Origin of the sequence: Pseudomonas sp. B6002 (assembly GCF_013385985.1) — a bacterium.
Lineage (GTDB): Bacteria > Pseudomonadota > Gammaproteobacteria > Pseudomonadales > Pseudomonadaceae > Aquipseudomonas.
Genome location: NZ_JACAOY010000004.1, coordinates 337,853 through 357,929, shown reverse-complemented (window position 1 = coordinate 357,929; position 20,077 = coordinate 337,853). Strand labels below are relative to the sequence as shown.

The following is a 20,077-nucleotide window of genomic DNA, read 5'->3' as shown; positions in this document are numbered from 1 at the left end:
TCTGTTCATGATCTCTACCTTGCGACGTGGCCTGCTGGTATTGCTTGCAGCGTTGCCGCTGCTGGCCAACGCGGCAGGTTCTGCGCACGATCTGGTGCAGGACACGACCAGCAAGATGCTGGCCGACCTGACTGCCAACAAAGAGCAGTACAAGCAGGACCCGAGTAAGTTCTACGACGCGCTTAACTCGATCGTGGGCCCTGTGGTTGATGCCGAAGGCATTTCCCGCAGCATCATGACCGTCAAGTATTCGCGCAAGGCGACCCCGGCGCAGATGCAGACCTTCCAGGAAAACTTCAAGAAGGGCCTGTTCCAGTTCTACGGCAACGCGTTGCTTGAGTACAACAACCAAGGCATCACCGTGGACCCTGCGAAGGACGAGTCGGGCGACCGTACCAGCGTCGGCATGACCGTCAAAGGCAACAACGGCGCTGTCTACCCTGTGCAATACACGCTGGAGAAGGTCAACGGCGAGTGGAAACTGCGCAACGTGATCATCAACGGCATCAACATCGGCAAGCTGTTCCGCGACCAGTTCGCTGATGCCATGCAGCGCAACGGTAACGACTTGGACAAGACCATCAACGGTTGGGCCGGTGAAGTGGCCAAGGCCAAGGAAGAAACTGACAAGCAAGCTGCCGGGAAGTCCGCACAATGACCGAGTCGGCTGTTCGTCTCGGCGACGCCGGCGAGTTGTTCCTCAGCGGCGTGCTGGACTACCGCACCGGGCCTGACCTGCGCAAGCAGGGCCAGGCGCTGATCAAGACCAGCAGCGCGCCTGCCCTGGTGCTCGATTGCTCGGCGGTGACCAAGTCCAGCAGCGTTGGCTTGTCGTTGTTGCTGTGCTTTATCCGTGATGCCGAGGCGATCAAAAAACCGGTCAGCATCCGTGCAATGCCCGAGGACATGCGGGAAATTGCCGAGGTTTCCGGCCTGAGCGAGCTGTTGGCGCATCCTTAATAGCCATTTTCAGGAAAGCCCCCCGTCAGAGTCCTGCTATGCGGGGTTCGCAGGCGCGGGGCTTTTTTGTATGATGTGCGACCCGTGCGCACTGGGCGCCGATAGAGGTTGAGCATGCAGGCCCTAGAAGTTAAGAGCTTCCTTGAAGGAAAGCTGCCGGATACGAACGTAGAAGTTGAAGGCGAAGGCTGCAACTTCCAGCTGAATGTGATTAGCGATGAACTGGCGGCATTGAGCCCGGTCAAGCGTCAGCAGCAGATCTATGCCCATTTGAACCCGTGGATCACCGATGGCAGCATCCATGCGGTCACTATGAAATTTTTCAGCCGCGCGGCCTGGGCCGAGCGCACCTGAGCCCCCAAGGCGTCGAGATTCTTATGGATAAATTGATTATTACCGGCGGTGCCCGCCTTGATGGCGAGATCCGCATTTCCGGTGCGAAAAACTCCGCTCTGCCGATCCTGGCGGCGACCCTGCTGTGCGATGGCCCGGTTACCGTGGCCAACCTGCCGCACCTGCACGACATCACCACCATGATCGAGCTGTTCGGTCGCATGGGCATCGAGCCGGTGATCGACGAGAAACTGGCCGTCGAAATCGACCCGCGCACCATCAAGACCCTGATCGCGCCGTACGAGCTGGTGAAAACCATGCGTGCCTCGATCCTGGTACTGGGCCCGATGGTTGCCCGTTTCGGCGAAGCCGAAGTGGCACTGCCTGGCGGTTGCGCCATCGGCTCGCGTCCGGTCGACCTGCACATCCGTGGCCTCGAAGCCATGGGCGCGACCATCGACGTCGAAGGCGGCTACATCAAGGCCAAGGCGCCGGAAGGCGGCCTGCGTGGCGCCAACTTCTTCTTTGATACCGTCAGCGTGACCGGTACCGAGAACATCATGATGGCCGCTGCCCTGGCCAACGGCCGCAGCGTCCTGCAGAACGCCGCGCGCGAGCCGGAAGTGGTCGACCTGGCCAACTTCCTGATCGCCATGGGTGCCAACATCACCGGCGCCGGCACCGACACCATCACCATCGACGGCGTTAAACGCCTGCACTCGGCCACCTACAAAGTGATGCCGGACCGTATCGAGACCGGCACCTACCTGGTTGCCGCTGCCGTCACCGGTGGCCGCGTCAAGGTCAAGGACACCGATCCGACCATCCTGGAAGCGGTCCTTGAGAAGCTGCGCGAAGCCGGTGCCGAAATCACCACCGGTGAAGACTGGATCGAGCTGAACATGCACGGCAAGCGTCCTAAAGCCGTCAACGTGCGTACCGCTCCCTACCCGGCGTTCCCGACCGACATGCAGGCGCAGTTCATCTCCCTGAACGCGATTGCCGAAGGCACCGGTGCGGTCATCGAGACCATCTTCGAAAACCGCTTCATGCACGTGTACGAACTGCACCGCATGGGCGCCAAGATCCAGGTTGAAGGCAACACCGCCATCGTGACCGGCACCGAGAAGCTCAAGGGCGCGCCAGTGATGGCCACCGACCTGCGCGCCTCGGCGAGCCTGGTGATCTCGGCGCTGATTGCTGAAGGCGACACCCTGATCGACCGCATCTACCACATCGACCGTGGTTACGAGTGCATCGAAGAGAAACTGCAGATGCTCGGTGCAAAAATCCGCCGCGTACCGGGCTAGTTGCTGCTTGTAGTGAGCGGGCTTGCCCCGCGCCGCGGTGTATCAGGTAGGGTTAAGGCGCCCGACACGCCGCCGCGCGGGGCAAGCCCGCTCACTACAGAAATTTGTTTAAAATCGAGGCTGTCATGGCCTCGATCTGTGTCTGGCGCCGTTTGCGACCGGACAGCAATAGCCTGATGAAGGACTGACGTTTCCCATGTTGACCATCGCACTGTCCAAGGGCCGCATCCTTGACGACACTTTGCCGCTTCTGGCTGAAGCGGGCATCGTGCCGACCGAGAATCCGGACAAGAGCCGCAAGCTGATCATCCCCACGACCCAGGACGACGTTCGCCTGTTGATCGTGCGGGCTACCGACGTGCCGACCTACGTTGAGCATGGCGCGGCCGACCTGGGTGTCGCCGGTAAAGACGTGCTGATGGAATACGGCGGCCAGGGCCTGTATGAACCTCTGGACCTGCGAATTGCCCTGTGCAAGCTGATGACTGCCGGCCGTGTCGGTGACGTTGAGCCTAAAGGCCGCCTGCGCGTGGCGACCAAGTTTGTCAACGTTGCCAAGCGTTACTACGCCGAGCAAGGTCGTCAGGTCGACATCATCAAGCTCTATGGTTCGATGGAGCTGGCCCCGCTGATCGGTCTGGCCGACAAGATCATCGACGTGGTCGACACCGGCAACACCCTGCGTGCCAATGGCCTGGAGCCTCAGGATTTCATCGCCGACATCAGCTCCCGCCTGATCGTCAACAAAGCGTCGATGAAGATGCAGCACGCCCGTATCCAGGCGTTGATTGACACCCTGCGCAAGGCAGTGGAGTCGCGACACCGCGGTTGACTTACCTGCGTAGCTGAAAGGCTGCGCCCGTCTATCCGCCTCATAGCCAGAATTCTCAGGTGCCCAAGCGGAAACGACTGCTAGTTTTAGGGCGCCTGAGTTTTTGCCAATTCTATTGAGGCCCTCGCTATGACCACGTCCACTGCAATTGCCCGACTCAACGCTGCCGACCCGGATTTCGCCCATCATCTGGATCATCTGCTGAGCTGGGAAAGCGTGTCCGACGATTCGGTCAACGGGCGGGTGCTCGACATCATCAAGGCCGTGCGCGAGCGCGGTGATGCGGCGCTGGTGGATTTCACCCGTCAGTTCGATGGCCTGGACGTCAAGTCCATGGCCGACCTGATCCTGCCCCGCGAACGCCTGGAGCTGGCCCTGACGCGCATCACTGCGCCCCAGCGCGAAGCCCTGGAAGTGGCGGCGGCGCGGGTGCGCAGCTACCACGAGAAGCAGAAGCAGGATTCCTGGAGCTACACCGAAGCCGACGGCACTGTGCTGGGCCAGAAGGTCACGCCGCTGGACCGCGCCGGCCTGTACGTGCCTGGCGGTAAAGCGTCCTACCCATCGTCGGTATTGATGAACGCCATTCCCGCCAAGGTGGCCGGCGTGACCGAAGTGGTCATGGTGGTGCCAACCCCGCGTGGTGAAATCAACGAACTGGTGCTGGCAGCGGCGTGCATCGCCGGTGTCGACCGTGTGTTCACCATCGGTGGCGCACAGGCCGTCGCGGCCCTGGCCTATGGCACCGAAAGCGTGCCGAAGGTCGACAAGGTGGTCGGCCCTGGCAACATCTACGTTGCCACTGCCAAGCGCCATGTGTTCGGCCAGGTCGGTATCGACATGATCGCCGGCCCCTCGGAAATCCTTGTGGTATGCGACGGCCAGACCGACCCGGACTGGATCGCCATGGACCTGTTCTCCCAGGCTGAGCATGACGAAGACGCCCAGGCGATCCTGGTCAGCCCGGATGCCGAGTTCCTCGACAAGGTCGCCGCCAGCATCAACAAGCTGATGCCGACCATGGAGCGCGCCGAGATCATCGAGAAGTCGATCAATGGCCGTGGCGCGTTGATCCTGGTGCGTGACATGGAACAGGCCATCGAAGTGGCCAACCGTATCGCGCCGGAGCACCTGGAGCTGTCCGTGGCCGACCCACAAGCCTGGCTGCCGTCGATTCGCCACGCCGGTGCAATCTTCATGGGCCGCCACACCAGCGAAGCCCTGGGTGACTACTGCGCAGGCCCGAACCACGTGCTGCCGACCTCCGGCACCGCACGCTTCTCGTCGCCGCTGGGGGTGTATGACTTCCAGAAGCGTTCGTCGATCATCTTCTGCTCGCCGCAGGGCGCTTCCGAGCTGGGCAAGACCGCTTCGGTACTGGCCCGCGGTGAGTCCCTGAGTGCCCACGCCCGCAGCGCCGAATACCGCATCCTTGAAGAGAAGGGGAACTGAGACATGAGCAAATTCTGGAGCCCTTTCGTCAAGGACCTCGTGCCTTACGTACCCGGCGAGCAGCCGAAGTTGACCAAGCTGGTCAAGCTCAACACCAATGAAAACCCCTACGGCCCATCGCCCAAGGCGTTGGCCGCGATGCAGGCCGAGCTGAACGACAACCTGCGCCTGTACCCGGACCCCAACAGCGACCTGCTCAAGCAGGCCGTGGCCAAGTATTACGGCGTGGATGCAGGCAAGGTGTTCCTCGGCAACGGTTCCGACGAAGTCCTGGCGCACATTTTTCACGGCCTGTTCCAGCACGATCTGCCGCTGCTGTTCCCGGATATCAGCTACAGCTTCTATCCGGTCTACTGCGGCCTGTATGGCATCCAGTCGGCCCCTGTGCCGTTGGATGAGCAGTTCCAGATCCGGGTAGCGGATTACGCCAGGCCCAACGGCGGGATCATCTTCCCCAACCCGAACGCGCCAACGGGCTGCGTGCTGGCGCTGGATGCGGTGGAGCAGATCCTCAAGGCCAGCCCGGATTCGGTGGTCGTAGTCGATGAGGCCTATATCGACTTCGGCGGTGAAACCGCGATCAGCCTGGTGGATCGCTACCCGAACCTGCTGGTGACCCAGACCCTGTCCAAATCGCGCTCACTGGCCGGTTTGCGCGTGGGCCTGGCCGTGGGCCACCCGGACCTGATCGAGGCGCTGGAGCGGGTCAAGAACAGCTTCAACTCCTACCCGCTGGATCGCCTGGCGATTGTCGGCGCGGCGGCGGCGTTCGAGGACCGTGAGTATTTCGAAAAGACGTGCCAGTGGGTGATCGACAGCCGTAACAAGGTGGTTGCGCAGCTGGAAGGCAAGGGTTTTGAGGTATTGCCGTCGGCGGCCAACTTCATCTTTGCCCGTCACCCCAAGCACGACGCAGCCGGCCTGGCGGCCAAGTTGCGTGAGCAGGGTGTGATCGTGCGGCACTTCAAGCAGGAGCGGATTGCCCAGTTCCTGCGGATCAGCATCGGTACGCCGGAGCAGAACCAGGCGCTGATTGACGGCCTCGGCGAGCTCTAACTACCACTGAAATAAAATGTGGGAGCTGGCTTGCCTGCGATAGCGGTGTATCAAACGACACCTATGTCGACTGTTACACCGCTATCGCAGGCAAGCCAGCTCCCACACTGATTTGCGTCTTAGCTGTTAGATCAACGGCTCATCCGACTTCTTGTTCTTCCAGCCATCATTGCCCGGCAGCAGCAGGTTCAAACCAATCGCCACCACTGCACACAGGGCAATGCCCTTGAGGCCGAAATCATCCGGGCCGGTGCCGGTGCCAACCAGCACACCGCCAATCCCGAATACCAGCGTCACCGACACAATCACCAGGTTGCGGGCTTCGCCCAGGTCGATCTTGTGGCGGATCAGCGTGTTCATCCCCACCGCGGCAATCGAGCCGAACAGCAGGCACAGAATTCCGCCCATCACTGGCACGGGAATGCTCTGCAGCAACGCGCCGAACTTACCGATAAACGCCAGGCTGATGGCAAAGATGGCCGCCCAGGTCATGATTTTCGGGTTGTAGTTCTTGGTCAGCATTACTGCACCGGTCACTTCGGCGTACGTGGTGTTCGGCGGGCCGCCGAACAGGCCGGCTGCCGTGGTGGCGATGCCGTCACCCAGCAGGGTGCGGTGCAGGCCGGGCTTCTTCAGGTAGTCGCGACCGGTCACGCTGCCCACCGCAATCACGCCACCAATGTGTTCAATCGCCGGGGCCAGGGCCACGGGGACGATAAACAGGATGGCCTGCCAGTTGAATTCCGGCGCGGTGAAGTGGGGCAGGGCGAACCACGGCGCGGCGGCGATCTTTGCCGTGTCGACCACACCAAAGTAGAACGACATGGCAAAACCGACCAGCACGCCGGAGATGATCGGCACCAGGCGGAAAATGCCTTTGCCGAACACCGCCACGATCAACGTGGTCAGCAGCGCTGGCATCGAGATCATCATCGCCGTCTGGTAATGGATCAGCTCGCTGCCATCACCGGCCTTGCCCATCGCCATATTGGCGGCAATCGGTGCCATGGCCAGGCCAATGGAGATGATCACCGGGCCGATGACCACAGGGGGCAGCAACCGGTCGATAAATCCGGTGCCCTTGATCTTCACCGCCAGGCCCAGGAAGGTATAAACGAAACCGGCCGCCATCACCCCGCCCATGGTCGCGGCGAGGCCGAACTGGCCCTTGGCGAGAATGATCGGCGTGATGAACGCAAAGCTCGATGCCAGGAACACCGGCACCTGCCGGCCTGTCACCACCTGGAACAACAACGTGCCCAGGCCGGCGGTGAACAGTGCAACGTTTGGATCAAGACCTGTGATCAGCGGCATCAACACCAGCGCGCCAAATGCCACGAAGAGCATTTGTGCGCCAGACAGGATCTGGCGCCAAAGCGGGTCGTTGAATTCATCCTGCATGCTCACGCGTCCTTCTGCTTGGTGCCGAAGATCTTGTCACCGGCATCGCCCAGGCCCGGGATGATGTAGCCGTGCTCGTTCAGACGCTCATCAATGGACGCGGTGTAGATCTGCACGTCCGGATGGGCTTTCTCGACAGCGGCGATACCTTCCGGCGCGGCGACCAGCACCATGGCACGGATGTCCTTGCAGCCGGCTTTTTTCAGCAGGTCGATGGTGGCAACCATGGAACTGCCGGTGGCGAGCATCGGGTCGATGATCATGGCCAGGCGCTCGTCGATTTCCGGGACGAGTTTTTCCAGGTAGGTGTGGGCTTCCAGCGTCTCTTCATTGCGGGCCACGCCCACGGCACTGACCTTGGCGCCTGGGATCAGGCTGAGGACGCCTTCGAGCATGCCGATACCGGCGCGCAAAATAGGCACCACGGTGATTTTCTTACCAGCGATCTTCTCGACCTGGACGGGACCGGCCCAACCGGGGATCTCGTAGGTTTCCAGGGGCAGATCCTTGGTGGCTTCGTAGGTGAGCAACGCTCCGACTTCCTGAGCAAGCTCACGGAAATTCTTCGTGCTGATGTCGGCGCGGCGCATAAGGCCGAGTTTGTGTCGGATCAGCGGGTGGCGGATCTCGCGAGTGGGCATGGGAAAGGCTCCGGCGGCGGGCAAAAAAACCGGCCTAGATTAATCTATCCGAGGGTGTTGTCCTATAGACATCTAGTACGTTAGTCCATTAAGGCTTGCTCGGAGCGCACGAGAAGCGTACCTTCGCCCGCTTTTCTTGCCACAGCACCCCCTTGGAGAGCGCCATGTCCGCTGATCTTGAGCATATCCGTCAAATCATGCGTGAGGCTGACTGCCTGTACACCGAAGCGCAAGTCGAAGCAGCGATCGCCGAGGTCGGCGCACACATTACTCGCGAAATGGCCGACACCAACCCGGTGGTCTTCTGCGTGATGAACGGCGGCCTGATTTTCGCCGGCAAATTGCTGACCCACCTGCAATTCCCGCTGGAAGCGTCCTACCTGCACGCCACCCGTTATCGCAACGAGACCAGCGGCGGCGACCTGTTCTGGAAAGCCAAGCCGGAAGTTTCGTTCATCGACCGTGACGTGCTGATCATCGATGACATCCTCGACGAAGGTCACACCCTGGGCGCGATCATCGACTTCTGCAAACACGCCGGCGCGCGCAAAGTGCATACCGCCGTGCTGATCGATAAAGACCACGACCGCAAGGCCCGCCCAGACCTGAAAGCCGATTACGTGGGCCTGCCCTGCATTGATCGCTACATCTTCGGTTACGGCATGGACTACAAAGGCTACTGGCGCAACGCCAACGGTATCTACGCCGTCAAAGGGATGTAAGCCATGACCCGCTTTCTTGATCAAACGCTGTTTGCCGAATTGGCCGAGAAAGCGGGCGCGAGCCCCCGTGGCCGGACCCACCACAACTTCCACCAGATGGAAGAGCCCTGCCATCGCATGGCGGTTGGGCTGCAACCCAACACCTATGTGCCACCTCATCGGCACCTGAGTGCTGACAAGGCAGAAACGTTGCTGGTGCTTCAGGGCAGCCTGGGTTTGCTGGTGTTCAGCGAAACCGGCGAAGTGATTGCCAAGCGCGTGATGCGGGCCGGTGGCGACTGCTCCGGCGTGGATCTTGCGCCCGGAGTTTTCCATGGCCTGGTGGTGCTTGAGCCCAACACGGTGATGTTCGAATGCAAGGCCGGTCCTTATCGGCCGGTGGGCGAGGGCGAGCAGCCTGAGTGGGCGCCTCGTGAAGGCGATGCCGGCGTGGCCGAGTATCAACGCTGGATGCTTGCCCAGTTCGATTGAGCTACAGTGCTCGGCCACCTTCTCTGGAGCGGCCCATGAGCCTGTTGATACGCACCTGCGCCGCCCTGGCGCTGACCCTCAGCCTGCCGTTGGCGGCTGCGCCGGCGGTGATGCACAGCCAGTTTTTGCCGCCCGACGACCTGACTCTGCGCGCAGAGGCTGCCGACCAGCAGCAACTGCTGCAAGTGACCGAGTACGCGGTTGTCGTCGGTAACCAGCGTCAATCCACCCAGCAACCGATTCCGGTGACGTCGCCATTGATGATCCGCCTCAAGGGTAAATCCCTGAACAAGGGTGCGACCATCGCCCAAGTGGTGCTCAATTTCGATGCCGAAAGCAAAAGCCTCAAAAAGCCGGCCTACGACGACAAGACCAAAACCCTGACCTTGTCCTACCCCGTGGCCCAGTACCGGGTGATTGTCGACTTGCTGCGCAATGAGACGGTGTATGTGCAATTCCTCAGCTACGCCAATGGGCATATTTGGGCGGATCTGCATACCGGCGCTGTTCGCGCCAAGTAATCAAGCGACGCAGCGGTCAGTGTAGGAGCTGGCTTGCCAGCGATAGCGGCGGATCATTTGGCCCATTTGTTACTGACCCACCGCTATCGCCGGCAAGCCAGCTCCCACAGGTGTGTTTGGTTGTTTTCGAAGGTGGTGTCCGGCAGGTAGACTTCAAGCCCCGTGTAAATGTCTGCAGGCTGGAGTCGGTAATGCGTAAAGATAAGAAACAGGTGATTGGTGACGAGATCGGCGACGACCAGATCAAATTGTTCCTGGACTTCGAGCCGGTTGATGCGACGTCGCCGTCCCTGCACAAACTGATCAAGGCCTACCGTGGCCTGCGTATCGACGATTTCGAGCGGTTCCTGGGCTTCTTCAAGGAAGCGGGCCTGGACCTCGATGGCAAGGACGAGCATGGCCAGACCTTCGTCGACCTGATCAAGGACCAGCGCAACGCGGACGAGTACATCGAATTGATCGAAAACGCTCGCGGCTGATTGTCCGAGGCATAAAAAAAACGCCCCGTTCTCATGCAGAGAGCGGGGCGTTTTTTATTGCGTCAACGCTTCAAGCGTAGCTCTCGGTCTCGGCAGCAGGCTCAACCAGCTCCAGGCTGATGTTGTTCTGCGCGTTGATCTTGCGGTACAGCTCGGCATCCGTTTCCAGGACTTTTTCCCGCGCCGGGAAGATCTCGTGCAGCTTGGCTGCCCACTCACCCGCGGCTTTTGCCGGGAAGCACTTCTCGATCAGTTCCAGCATGATCGAAACGGTCACCGAAGCACCCGGAGAAGCACCCAGCAGGGCGGCCAGCGAGCCGTCCTTGGCCGCGACCAGCTCGGTGCCGAATTGGAGCACGCCGCCTTTTTTCGGGTCTTTCTTGATGATCTGCACCCGTTGGCCGGCCACTTCCAGGCGCCAGTCTTCGGCTTTGGCCTCCGGGTAGAAGCGACGCAGGGATTCCAGGCGCTGCTCCATCGACTGGCGCACTTCGCTGACCAGGTACTTGGTCAGGTCCATGTTGTCGCGGGCTACGGCCAGCATCGGGCCGATGTTGCCGGCGCGGATCGACATCGGCAGGTCAAGGAACGAGCCGTGCTTGAGGAACTTGGTGGTGAAGCCGGCGTAGGGCCCGAACAGCAGGGATTTCTTGCCATCGACCACACGGGTGTCCAGGTGCGGTACGGACATCGGCGGCGAACCCACGGCGGCCTGGCTGTAGACCTTGGCCTGGTGGTGCTTGACCACTTCCGGGTTGTCGCAACGCAGCCACTGGCCGCTGACCGGGAAACCGCCAAAACCTTTGCTTTCTTCGATGCCCGACGCTTGCAGCAGCGGCAGGGCTGCGCCACCGGCGCCGAGGAACACGAACTTGGCGTCCACTTCACGGCTGTTGCCGCTGTTGACGTCCTTGATGCTCACGGTCCAGCCGGCGCCGTTGCGCTTGAGGCCGGTCACGCGCTTGCTGTACTTGACCTGGGCGTCTGGCGAGCTGGTCAGGTGGCTGAGCAGCTGGTTGGTCAGGGCGCCGAAGTTCACGTCGGTGCCATTCATCACACGGGTGGCCGCGATTTTTTCGTCGAGCGGGCGGCCCGGCATCATCAGGGGCATCCACTCGGCCATCTCGCTGCGGTCTTCGGTGTAGTGCATGTCCGAGAACGCGTGGTGCTGGCTGAGGGTCTCAAAGCGCTTCTTGAGGAAGGAAACGCCTTTGTCGCCCTGCACGAAGCTCAGGTGCGGCACCGGGCTGATAAAGGACTTGGACGAGCCAAAGGTGCCCTTTTTGGTCAGGTACGCCCAGAACTGCTTCGACACCTCGAACTGGGTGTTGATGTGCACGGCTTTCTTGATGTCGATGGAACCATCGGCGGCCTGCGGCGTGTAGTTCAGCTCACACAGCCCGGCATGGCCGGTACCGGCGTTGTTCCACGGGTTGGAACTCTCCGCGGCACCCGAATCCATCAGCTCAACGACTTCCAGCTTGAGGCCGGGGTCGAGCTCTTTGAGCAGTACGGCCAGGGTGGCACTCATGATGCCGGCCCCTACCAGTACTACGTCGACTGCTTCGTTATGCGCCATTTAACGCGTCTCCAAAATCTGCAGCACCAAATTGACGGCATGGCTGCCAGGAGTGACGGGGCGGTTCACGTGTTGCCCCAGGTTACCCATGGCCAGGATCGCCATGTCCGATTCGCAATTCTTTGCACCTTCAGCACACGCTTCCTGCCGGGCTAATCTGCCTATGAACGCATTCATGGGCGCCTGTGGCAATTCGACTTATGGTCAAAGCGTGTGATTCGTGCAACCAATCCGTAGCGGACAGGCTCAAGCTCCGGTTGTTGAGGCGTGCTCGGTCCTGTGTGGTTGGGCTGTTCCAGACGCTGATGATGCTTGTACAAACGCCAAACTATTCATTTGCTCGCCACACTCTTGTGAAGTTGTGAAAACCCGTTTTTTCACGCTCTTTTGAAGACGTGAACCTCAAAAAAGGGCTGCCCCAGCCTGGCACCTGGCCCGGATACCTTGCCGACACGCGGCAAAAACGGGCAAACAACACAAGTGGCCGAGCGCAATGGCAGCTCTGGCAGATGCGATATAAAGAGGGGTGGTTTGCAACGAAAGCAGCAAGCACGCCAGCTCTATTCGATCTGTGTGGGCGGCTCTCTGTGGGCGATTGGGGAGTTAATACCGAGGCATTAACGATGCTGCGAGGCCCGATCAGGAGACGTCCTTATAATCGGGGGGAGATTGTAGCGAAGAACGCTAGGGAAATGGGCGTGTTTTATGACTTTTATTAAGGCTTTGGTCAGGAAGCCAGCGCGTGACGCGGGTGCCCGTGCGTCGCCATCGAATTCACCCGGGCGCTGGCGGGCAGCGGACGGTGCATCCAGCCCAGGTGGGTCTCTGCCACTTCCACCCAGCCTTCGCCGACGGGAGGCTGGCTGCACTGTTTGAACGCCAGGCAATGGCCGTGCACGTCAAGCAAGGCATAGTGGCGATGACGGGCGTTGGGCATGAACAGCGATTTGAGAAGGCGCATGGCTTTGTACCTATTTCGTTACATGCTCGAAGGTTGCCAGTGTGCCATGACATTGAAATGACGGATTTATGCAAAATTGTAATTTCAACCCGGCTTCAGCTGCCGTTCAGGATGGCTGGTGAGTGGCGTGCGAGCACCGTTATACTGCTGGCCTGTTTGCGCCTAGTCCTGGAGAAATGAGTATGTTGCAACGCCTGTTGTTCGGTTTGATCACTGTGACCAGTTTGACCCTGGTTGGCTGCGCCAACAGCCCGCAACAACTCAGCCCAGAGCCGAAAGTGACCTCGCAGTTGGCGCCTGTCGGGCATGGTCAGCCGGTGTCGGTGCGTGTGGTCGATGGCCGTCCGTCGCCTACCCTTGGTTCGCGCGGTGGCTTGTACCCTGAAACCGCTTTGGTTTCTGTGAATGCCCAGGACGTACTGCCCAAGCTGCAGGCTCAGGCGGAAGCCGCCGTACGCCTGCTGGGCTTCACGCCAAGCCCCAATGCGCCGGGTGCGCCGCAGCTGACCATCACCCTGGCCGAGCTGAAGTACCAGTCGCCTAAAGAAGGCCTGTACGTCACCGAAGCGTCCATTGGCGCCACCTTCAAGTCCGACGTCACCGCCGGCACCCGCCGCTACAGCGGCCGTTACGGCGCATCCCTGAACCAGCGTTTTGGCATGGCGCCGAACCAGGAAACCAACACCAAGCTGGTCAGCGACGTGCTGAGTGACGCCTTGACCCGCCTGTTCAAGGACCCAAGCATCGGCCAGCTGCTCAGCTCGCAGTAACCGCCCCTAAAAAAACCGGGCTCAGTGATGAGCCCGGTTTTTTTACGCCTGTAGCCTTCATGCAGCCGTTTCGACATAAAAGTCCAGCACACTCACGCCAGTGAGCAGGTCCTGCTCCGGCAGGTCGGCATGCTGGTGCCCGCCGAGCGCGCAGTACACCAGCCAATGACGGTCCTGAACGTTGAAGGCGAGGCCGCCGACCAGTGCTTCCTGCTCATCGCTTTGAGCAATCAGATACAGCCGATCCTGGTTTTGCGCATGCAACATGACAAGCTCCCGAACGTTCGAAGGGCAACAGAGTGGCTTGTTAAGGTGACGTTCAGGTGACGATGTAAATTACTGGATACATTAGCCGTTAATGGGGGACGGAGCGGGTAGGCGCAGGAGGCGACTATCGTTCAGGTTTGTATCTGAACTGATACCTGGATACTGATTCACCGAGGTTTGCGATGGCGCTGCCCGCACTGTTGATCAATGCTGTTGCCTTATTGGTGGCTTGCCCGGCTGCCGCGCTGTTGTTTATTACCCGCCTGCGCGAGCAGCGAGCGATGGCCGACCTGACCGCCCAAAGCGAAGATCGCGCGATCGACCAGCCCATGCTGTTTCTGGATGTGCGCACCGAACGGGCGCATCGGTTGGCTTACCGTATCGGGTTCGCCTGCCTGGGCCTGGCGCTGGCCGTTTCCTGGATCAGCACCCGCCTGTAAGAACACTGCAAAACAACTGTGGGAGCTGGCTTGCCTGCGATGGCATCGCCTCGGAGCCACTGATACACCGAGGCGCCTGAATCGCAGGCAAGCCAGCTCCCACAGTTTGAATCGGTGTTTACAGAGGGATCCCCGCCTTCACCCGATACTGATTGCGCACGGGCGTTGCATATTGCACCACCAGGAACGGCCGGTGCTCGGCCGGGCACTCGTTCAAGCGTCGCTCCCATTCCGCCTTGGCCTTGGCCAGTTCATCCGCCGGGAACACCTCGGCTGCCGTCGGCACCTGCAATTGCGGGTCGGCGTCGCTCCACTGTGCGTAAGCCAGGTAATGCACCGGGAACAACCGATAACCGCCGAGAATCTGGCGGTCCATTTCCACCGCCAGCAACTTGGTGTCTTCGAAGCGCTCGGTGATCGGCGGTGCGAAGTTCACGTGCACGCGGCCCTTGTAGCCGGTGATGCCCAGCGCAATGCTCACGTCGTCCTCACCCGGCGCCTTGCTGTAGGTGCCGGTGGTGGCGCGGATGTACAGCTCGCGGGCCTTGGCTGAATCGCACGGGTCATATTCGTAGCTGATGGACACCGGCGTCAGGTTCAGCGACTGGATCACCTCGGCAAACGGCTCGTCCTTGCGGCTGACGTGGAACATCTTGAGGATCGCCGACTCAGTGCGATCATCCCCATCCTTGGCACGGCCTTCGGCCTGAGCGATCCAGATCGACGCACCGTCGTTGCGGATCGAATGGTTGATGTAGGCCGACAGCAATTGGTAAGCCGCCATCTTCTCCTTTCGCCCGGTGATCGAGCGGTGCACGATGAAGCTCTTGTTCAGGCGCATCAGGTCGCTGACAAACGGCTTTTGCAGCAGGTTGTCGCCAATGGCGATACGCGGCGTCGGCAGGCCGGCGTGGTACACGGCGTAGTTGACGAAGGCCGGGTCCATCACGATGTCGCGGTGGTTGGCGAGGAACAGGTAGGCGGTGCCCGACTTGAGCTGCTCGACCCCGGTGTAGGTCACGCCGTCGGTCGCACGGTCGATGGTGTGGTCGACGTAATACTCGACCTTGTCCTGCAGCGTGGCCACGGTGGTGACGCCGGCGAACTCACGGCGCAGTTTGCGGGCGATCATCGGCTTGAGCAGCCAGCCCAGGGCGCCGGCAAAGCGCGGGAAGCGGAAGTGGGTCAGGATGTCCAGAAAGGCCTTGTCACTGAACAGACGTGCCAGCACTGCCGGGACTTCGCTGTCGTTGTAAGGTCGGATGGTATCGAATTCGCCCATCATGCTCTCTTGTTAGAAACGGCTAGGGTAAGTAAAGGAAATACCAGGGTGCGGCCCGAGTAATGGGCTCGGCCGAAAATAGCCCTGTAAATAGACCGGCGATTATACGCACAAGTCACCTTGGAGGCTGCGATGCTGGAAAACGCGACGTACGATTGTCCTTATTGTGGTGAAGTGGTCGAGACAACGGTGGACCTGTCCGGGGGGGATCAGGTTTACATAGAGGATTGCCAGGTCTGTTGCCGGCCGATCATTTTTGATCTGCAGGTCCACGGTGACGAGTGGATGCTTGAAACCCGTACTGAAAACGACTGACAGGTACGCCTATGCAGCGAATCTATGAACCGGAAAACCTGATGGAAGGCGAGTTGCTGCAGCGGATGCTCGCCAGCGAGGGCATCGAGGCTCATCTGGTGGGCCGCCATTTGCTGGGTGGCACCGGTGAACTGCCGGTTTTCGGCCTGTTGGGCCTGGAAGTGGATAACGACCGTGCGGTCTACGCACGCGAGCTGATCACTGCCTATATTGGCGCCCAGCCCATGCCCGGCGATGAACCCGACAGCTTCCCCGACGTGCTGGTCTGTTAGGCTGTCACTCGGTTTACCCCAAGAGTCGTGTTGCCCCATGTGTGGACGTTATGCCCTGTTTCGCTGGAACCCTGCCTTTGCTGCCTTGCCAGGCTTTCCGGCCGACCAGCAAGCCCAGTGGAACATTTCCCCGAATGATTCGGTGCTGATCCAGCGCGCCACCGACGGCCAGCGCACCCTGGCCCGTGCGCGTTGGGGGCTCACGCCGCCGTGGCTGACGGACCTTTCCCGCACGCCTGCCCACGCCCGCGCCGAAACCTTGGCTGAGCAGCCGATGTTCCGCGAAGCCTTTCGTCAGCGCCGTTGCTTGTTGCCCGCCAATGGCTTCTACGAGTGGCGCGGCACCCAGCGCAAGCGTCCGTATTGGCTGACGCCGGGGGAGGGTTCCACGCTGTTTTTTGCGGCGATCTGGGAAGCCTATCCGGTGCAGGAGCAAGTGTGGCTGAGCACCGCGGTGGTGACGCAAGCGGCACAGAGTCAGCGGCGGCCATTGATCCTGGATGCGGCGGGGCAAGAGGCCTGGTTGAATCCGGAAACACCGCTGCATGCGCTACAAGCGTTGCTCGCCAGTGAGCCCTTCGCGTTGCGCGAGCGGGTATTGGCCAATATGGTTAATGATCCCAAGCTCAACGGGCCGGAGTGCCTGACCCCGGCCTAGCGGTCGACTCCACTGGCCTCATCGCAGGCAAGCCAGCTCCCACACTTGATGTGTGAACACATTCAAATGTGGGAGCTGGCTTGCCTGCGATAGGGCCCTCAAGATCGCCGCAAATCTCAGACCTTGAACTGGTTGATCAGCCGCCGCTGCTGCTCCGCCAACTTGGTCAAATCCGCACTGGCCGCACTGGACTCATCCGCGCCGCCCGCCACTTCATTGGCCACCTGGCCGATATTGATCACGTTGCGGTTGATGTCTTCGGCCACTGCGCTTTGCTCCTCGGCCGCGCTGGCGATCTGGGTGTTCATGTCGTTGATCACCGACACCGCCTGAGTAATCGTCTCCAGCGCCTCGGCTGCCTTGGCCGCGTGCTGCACGCTTTCATCGGTACGGTTCTGGCTGTCTTCCATCACCCGCACCACGTCCCGCGTGCCTTGTTGCAGCTGCTGGATCATGGTCTGGATTTCTTCGGTGGCCTTCTGGGTTTTCTGCGCCAGGTTGCGCACTTCATCGGCCACCACGGCAAAACCACGGCCCTGCTCGCCGGCCCGCGCCGCCTCGATGGCGGCGTTGAGCGCCAGCAGGTTGGTCTGCTCGGCAATCCCACGGATCGCGGTGAGGATGGCGTTGATGTTCTCGCTGTCCTTGGCCAGGGTTTGCACCACGCCTACGGCCTTGCCGATTTCCTCGGCGAGGGCGCCGATGGAGGTGGAGGTGTCGCGCACGATGCGCATGCCCTGGCTCGCCGCCTGGTCGGCATGGCTGGCGGCCTGAGCGGCCTGGGTGGCGTTGCGCGCTACGTCCTGAGCAGTGGCGGTCATCTCATGCACGGCGGTCGCGACCTGGTCGATCTCCACCATCTGTTTATGCACGCCCTGGTTGGTGCGAATCGCGATGTCGGCGGTGTGCTCCGACGAGTCGCTGACCTTCTGCACCGAACTCACCACCTGGGTGATCATGCCCTGCAGCTTGATCAGGAAGGTATTGAAACCGCTGGCAATCGCGCCCAGTTCATCGGCGCGATCGCTGGTCAGGCGGCGGGTCAGGTCACCTTCGCCCTGGGCGATGTCGTTGAGCATGGCCACCATTTGTTTGAGCGGACGCGCGATACCGTGCCCCACCAGCCAGATCACCAGCAAGCCGATGCCGGCGATCAGCAGGCCGACCATGGCCATGCCGAAGGTGTCGGTCTTGCGTTGGGCTTGCAGGTCGCTTTGCAGTTTTTGCGAGTCGGCCATCACCGCACTGAGCGGCAGTTGCAGCATCAGGGTCCAGCGGGCTTCGGCCTGGCCGATGTTGAACGGCAGGAACAGCTCGATGTGCCCGTGTTCCTTGTCGATGTCGTAGCGCACCTCGCCGACTTTCAATTGGCTGAGGTTGGCCAGTTCGTTGCTGTCGAGCAGGTCAGTGGCTTTTTCACCCAGCTTGCTGGCGTCCTTGGTGTAGGCCACCAGGCGTCCGTTGCTGGAGATCAGGGCCAATTCACCGGCACCGTTGTAGAGGTTCTGATCGGCGCGGGTGAGCATTTCCTGGATGAAGTTCACCGACAGGTCGGCGCCGACGATGCCCTGGAAGGTGCCATCGATCATGATCGGTTCGATAAACGAGGCCAGCATCACCATGGCGTTGCCCACTTTATAAGGGGCAGGGTCGATGGCGCAGGGTTTCTTGGTTTCCTTGGAGCACAGGTAGTACTCACTGGCGCGCACGCCGGTGGAAAGTATGTTCTGGTCGTTGACGTCAGCGAGCTTGTCCAGGCCCAGGCTGCCATCGGCGTTGCGATACCACCAGGGCAGGAAGCGGCCGTCGGCGGCCATGCCGACGATGGGGCTGTTGATGTAGGCGGCGTCGTTGTGGTCGATCGCGTTGGGTTCCCAGCCGATGTAGGCGCCGAGGATTTTCGGGTTACGCACCACGGTTTCATGCAGCAGGCCGATCAGCTGTTCGCGGCCGATCTGCAGGGCTGGCTCGCCCTTGGCGTCTTTCATGCCGAGCAGTGCGTTGGTGGTGGCCAGGCCCTTGGCCGTCACCAGGGGCGCTTCCAATTCACGCTGGATCAGCGTGGCCTGGGTTTGCGCCAGGGTGGTGAGACGTTGTTCGATAATTTGCTCGAACTGCGCCTGGGTGCGTTCCTGCACCATCTCCTGGGTGCGTGCGCCGGCAAACAAGGCGTAGAGCACCAGCACTGCGACCACGCTCAGCACGATGGCCCCGGTCAGTGCCGCGACAGAAAACTGAATCGACTTGAATTTCATGAACGCTCCGGACGCAGGGGGAGATTGGCTGCTTTTTTGTATCGGCCACGGGGTCGGGAGGCTTAAGCCTTGTCCTACAAAATAGTGCGGGGTGTCGCAAATGAGACTTTCGCTGCCGCAGTGGGCGTGTGGGATGTATCCGAAATTCAGCGGTTACACGTCTGGTGTATCTGGCGCCGACACAATTGACCGCCTACGATACGCGGCATGTTTTCAGGGAGCGTGTTCATGAAGAAGTCTTGGGCGGTAAGTGGGTTGGTTGCGGCGTTGCTCATGGCGGGTTGCCAGGCGGTCAACACCACCAGCGGCGGCGCGGTGGGTGTTGAGCGCAAGCAATATATGTACAGCATGTTGTCGAGCCAGGAAGTCGACCAGATGTACGCGCAGTCCTATCAAAAGACCTTGACCGAGGCCAGTGGCAAGGGCGTTGTCGACAAGACCAGTGCCAATGCCAAGCGCGTGCAGGCGATTGCCAAGCGTTTGATTGTCCAGGTGCCGGCTTTCCGCCCAGATGCAGCGCAATGGCAATGGGAAGTGAACCTGATCAAGAGTGACGAGATCAACGCCAACTGCGGGCCGGGCGGCAAGATTTTTGTCTATAGCGGGCTGATCGAAACGCTCAAGCTGACCGATGATGAGTTGGCGGCGGTAATGGGGCATGAAATCGCCCACGCCTTGCGCGAACACAGCCGTGAAGCCATGTCCAAGGCATACGGTATCGAGATGGCCAAGCAGGGGGCCGCCGCGATCTTTGGCCTGGGTCAGGACAGCATGGCGCTCGGTGATGCAGCCGTTCAGTACGGCATGACCTTGCCCAACAGTCGCGCCAATGAAAACGAAGCTGACTTGATTGGTTTGGAGTTGTCCGCTCGTGCCGGCTACAACCCGAACGCAGCGATTACCTTGTGGAACAAGATGGCCAAGGCTTCGGAGGGGGCGCCTCCTGAGTTCATGAGCACACACCCGGCTTCCGACAGCCGAATCGCTTCGTTGCAGGCCGCGATTCCAAAAGTGATGCCGCTGTATCAGCAGGCCAAAAAATCCTGATGCTCCAGGTTCGCTGATGATCCAAATGTGGGAGCTGGCTTGTCGGATCGCCG

Annotated in this window: 24 protein-coding genes and 1 pseudogene; 17 read left to right on the top strand and 8 right to left on the bottom strand. The window is 60.7% G+C overall.

Features of this window, described 5'->3' with window-relative positions; translation table 11 throughout:
• Window positions 1-7: 7 nt before the first annotated feature.
• The 7 genes from HX792_RS05160 (at window position 8) to hisC (ending at window position 5,943) form a co-directional block, all read left to right on the top strand.
• Window positions 8-658 carry a phospholipid-binding protein MlaC gene (locus HX792_RS05160; protein ID WP_176995074.1) on the top strand — a complete coding sequence of 217 codons (651 nt, stop codon included), beginning with the start codon at window positions 8-10 and terminating at the stop codon, window positions 656-658.
• Window positions 655-960 carry a lipid asymmetry maintenance protein MlaB gene (locus HX792_RS05155; protein WP_176995073.1) on the top strand — a complete coding sequence of 102 codons (306 nt, stop codon included), beginning with the start codon at window positions 655-657 and terminating at the stop codon, window positions 958-960. Before HX792_RS05160 ends, HX792_RS05155 begins: the two co-directional genes overlap by 4 nt.
• A 114-nt stretch (window positions 961-1,074) precedes the next feature.
• Entirely contained in the window at window positions 1,075-1,314 is a 240-nt protein-coding gene (locus HX792_RS05150) for a BolA family protein (protein WP_027604803.1), read from the top strand.
• Between the two features lie 23 nt (window positions 1,315-1,337).
• Window positions 1,338-2,603, top strand: coding sequence for a UDP-N-acetylglucosamine 1-carboxyvinyltransferase (gene murA, locus HX792_RS05145; RefSeq protein ID WP_176995072.1), 1,266 nt, complete (start codon window positions 1,338-1,340; stop codon window positions 2,601-2,603).
• 196 nt (window positions 2,604-2,799) lie between these two features.
• Window positions 2,800-3,435, top strand: coding sequence for an ATP phosphoribosyltransferase (hisG, locus tag HX792_RS05140; RefSeq protein WP_003188599.1), 636 nt, complete (start codon window positions 2,800-2,802; stop codon window positions 3,433-3,435).
• A gap of 129 nt (window positions 3,436-3,564) precedes the next feature.
• Entirely contained in the window at window positions 3,565-4,887 is a 1,323-nt protein-coding gene (gene hisD, locus HX792_RS05135) for a histidinol dehydrogenase (RefSeq protein ID WP_176995071.1), read from the top strand.
• Between the two features lie 3 nt (window positions 4,888-4,890).
• Window positions 4,891-5,943, top strand: a complete 1,053-nt coding sequence (gene hisC / locus HX792_RS05130; protein WP_176995070.1) for a histidinol-phosphate transaminase — start codon at window positions 4,891-4,893, stop codon at window positions 5,941-5,943.
• A gap of 126 nt (window positions 5,944-6,069) precedes the next feature.
• Here hisC and HX792_RS05125 read toward each other — a convergent pair whose 3' ends face one another.
• Together HX792_RS05125 and upp are read right to left on the bottom strand one after the other, a co-directional pair.
• A complete protein-coding gene (locus tag HX792_RS05125; protein ID WP_176995069.1) occupies window positions 6,070-7,344 on the bottom strand; it encodes a uracil-xanthine permease family protein in 1,275 nt (424 codons plus the stop codon).
• Window positions 7,345-7,346: 2 nt separating this feature from the next.
• Window positions 7,347-7,985 carry a uracil phosphoribosyltransferase gene (gene upp, locus HX792_RS05120; protein WP_105520868.1) on the bottom strand — a complete coding sequence of 213 codons (639 nt, stop codon included), beginning with the start codon at window positions 7,983-7,985 and terminating at the stop codon, window positions 7,347-7,349.
• 164 nt (window positions 7,986-8,149) lie between these two features.
• On the opposite strand from upp, the gene HX792_RS05115 reads away from it, so the two are divergent.
• The 4 genes from HX792_RS05115 to HX792_RS05100 all read left to right on the top strand — a co-directional run bounded on the left by HX792_RS05115 (window position 8,150) and on the right by HX792_RS05100 (window position 10,178).
• On the top strand, window positions 8,150-8,707 hold the full coding sequence (locus tag HX792_RS05115; protein WP_176995068.1) for a hypoxanthine-guanine phosphoribosyltransferase: 558 nt from the start codon (window positions 8,150-8,152) through the stop codon (window positions 8,705-8,707).
• A 3-nt stretch (window positions 8,708-8,710) separates the two neighbouring features.
• A complete protein-coding gene (locus HX792_RS05110; RefSeq protein ID WP_176995067.1) occupies window positions 8,711-9,178 on the top strand; it encodes a WbuC family cupin fold metalloprotein in 468 nt (155 codons plus the stop codon).
• 35 nt (window positions 9,179-9,213) lie between these two features.
• A complete protein-coding gene (locus tag HX792_RS05105) occupies window positions 9,214-9,699 on the top strand; it encodes a hypothetical protein (protein WP_176995066.1) in 486 nt (161 codons plus the stop codon).
• A gap of 191 nt (window positions 9,700-9,890) precedes the next feature.
• Window positions 9,891-10,178 (top strand): PA4642 family protein, encoded by a 288-nt coding sequence (locus HX792_RS05100; protein ID WP_016976601.1) that lies wholly within the window; start codon window positions 9,891-9,893, stop codon window positions 10,176-10,178.
• A gap of 70 nt (window positions 10,179-10,248) precedes the next feature.
• On the opposite strand, the gene mqo is transcribed toward HX792_RS05100, so the two are convergent.
• Window positions 10,249-11,757, bottom strand: coding sequence for a malate dehydrogenase (quinone) (mqo, locus tag HX792_RS05095; protein ID WP_176995065.1), 1,509 nt, complete (start codon window positions 11,755-11,757; stop codon window positions 10,249-10,251).
• A 727-nt stretch (window positions 11,758-12,484) separates the two neighbouring features.
• Entirely contained in the window at window positions 12,485-12,718 is a 234-nt protein-coding gene (locus HX792_RS05090; RefSeq protein WP_176995064.1) for a hypothetical protein, read from the bottom strand.
• A 182-nt stretch (window positions 12,719-12,900) separates the two neighbouring features.
• On the opposite strand from HX792_RS05090, the gene HX792_RS05085 reads away from it, so the two are divergent.
• Window positions 12,901-13,488, top strand: a complete 588-nt coding sequence (locus HX792_RS05085) for a YajG family lipoprotein (RefSeq protein WP_176995063.1) — start codon at window positions 12,901-12,903, stop codon at window positions 13,486-13,488.
• Window positions 13,489-13,545: 57 nt separating this feature from the next.
• Here HX792_RS05085 and HX792_RS05080 read toward each other — a convergent pair whose 3' ends face one another.
• Window positions 13,546-13,755: a hypothetical protein gene (locus HX792_RS05080; RefSeq protein ID WP_176995062.1), complete on the bottom strand. Its 210-nt coding sequence runs from the start codon at window positions 13,753-13,755 to the stop codon at window positions 13,546-13,548.
• A gap of 182 nt (window positions 13,756-13,937) precedes the next feature.
• Here HX792_RS05080 and HX792_RS05075 point away from each other — a divergent pair, with 182 nt between their 5' ends.
• Window positions 13,938-14,195 carry a hypothetical protein gene (locus HX792_RS05075; protein ID WP_176995061.1) on the top strand — a complete coding sequence of 86 codons (258 nt, stop codon included), beginning with the start codon at window positions 13,938-13,940 and terminating at the stop codon, window positions 14,193-14,195.
• 118 nt (window positions 14,196-14,313) lie between these two features.
• Here HX792_RS05075 and HX792_RS05070 read toward each other — a convergent pair whose 3' ends face one another.
• Entirely contained in the window at window positions 14,314-15,477 is a 1,164-nt protein-coding gene (locus tag HX792_RS05070; RefSeq protein ID WP_176995060.1) for a 1-acyl-sn-glycerol-3-phosphate acyltransferase, read from the bottom strand.
• Between the two features lie 132 nt (window positions 15,478-15,609).
• Here HX792_RS05070 and HX792_RS05065 point away from each other — a divergent pair, with 132 nt between their 5' ends.
• From HX792_RS05065 to HX792_RS05055, 3 genes are read left to right on the top strand one after another with little or no spacing between them, the layout of a single operon-like run.
• Complete coding sequence (locus HX792_RS05065; protein ID WP_176995059.1) at window positions 15,610-15,792, top strand: CPXCG motif-containing cysteine-rich protein; 183 nt, start codon at window positions 15,610-15,612, stop codon at window positions 15,790-15,792.
• An 11-nt stretch (window positions 15,793-15,803) separates the two neighbouring features.
• The gene (locus HX792_RS05060; protein ID WP_176995058.1) at window positions 15,804-16,064 is read left to right on the top strand and encodes a putative signal transducing protein; all 261 of its coding nucleotides are present in this window, start codon (window positions 15,804-15,806) and stop codon (window positions 16,062-16,064) included.
• A 37-nt stretch (window positions 16,065-16,101) separates the two neighbouring features.
• Window positions 16,102-16,722: an SOS response-associated peptidase gene (locus HX792_RS05055; protein WP_176995057.1), complete on the top strand. Its 621-nt coding sequence runs from the start codon at window positions 16,102-16,104 to the stop codon at window positions 16,720-16,722.
• Between the two features lie 116 nt (window positions 16,723-16,838).
• Here HX792_RS05055 and HX792_RS30545 read toward each other — a convergent pair whose 3' ends face one another.
• Window positions 16,839-17,582, bottom strand: a complete 744-nt coding sequence (locus HX792_RS30545) for a methyl-accepting chemotaxis protein (protein WP_371319328.1) — start codon at window positions 17,580-17,582, stop codon at window positions 16,839-16,841.
• Between the two features lie 114 nt (window positions 17,583-17,696).
• Window positions 17,697-17,891, bottom strand: a pseudogene (locus HX792_RS30540) (HAMP domain-containing protein); the annotation flags it as partial.
• A 1,314-nt stretch (window positions 17,892-19,205) separates the two neighbouring features.
• On the opposite strand from HX792_RS30540, the gene HX792_RS05045 reads away from it, so the two are divergent.
• Window positions 19,206-20,024: a M48 family metallopeptidase gene (locus tag HX792_RS05045; RefSeq protein ID WP_176995055.1), complete on the top strand. Its 819-nt coding sequence runs from the start codon at window positions 19,206-19,208 to the stop codon at window positions 20,022-20,024.
• The last annotated feature ends 53 nt before the right edge of the window (window positions 20,025-20,077 follow it).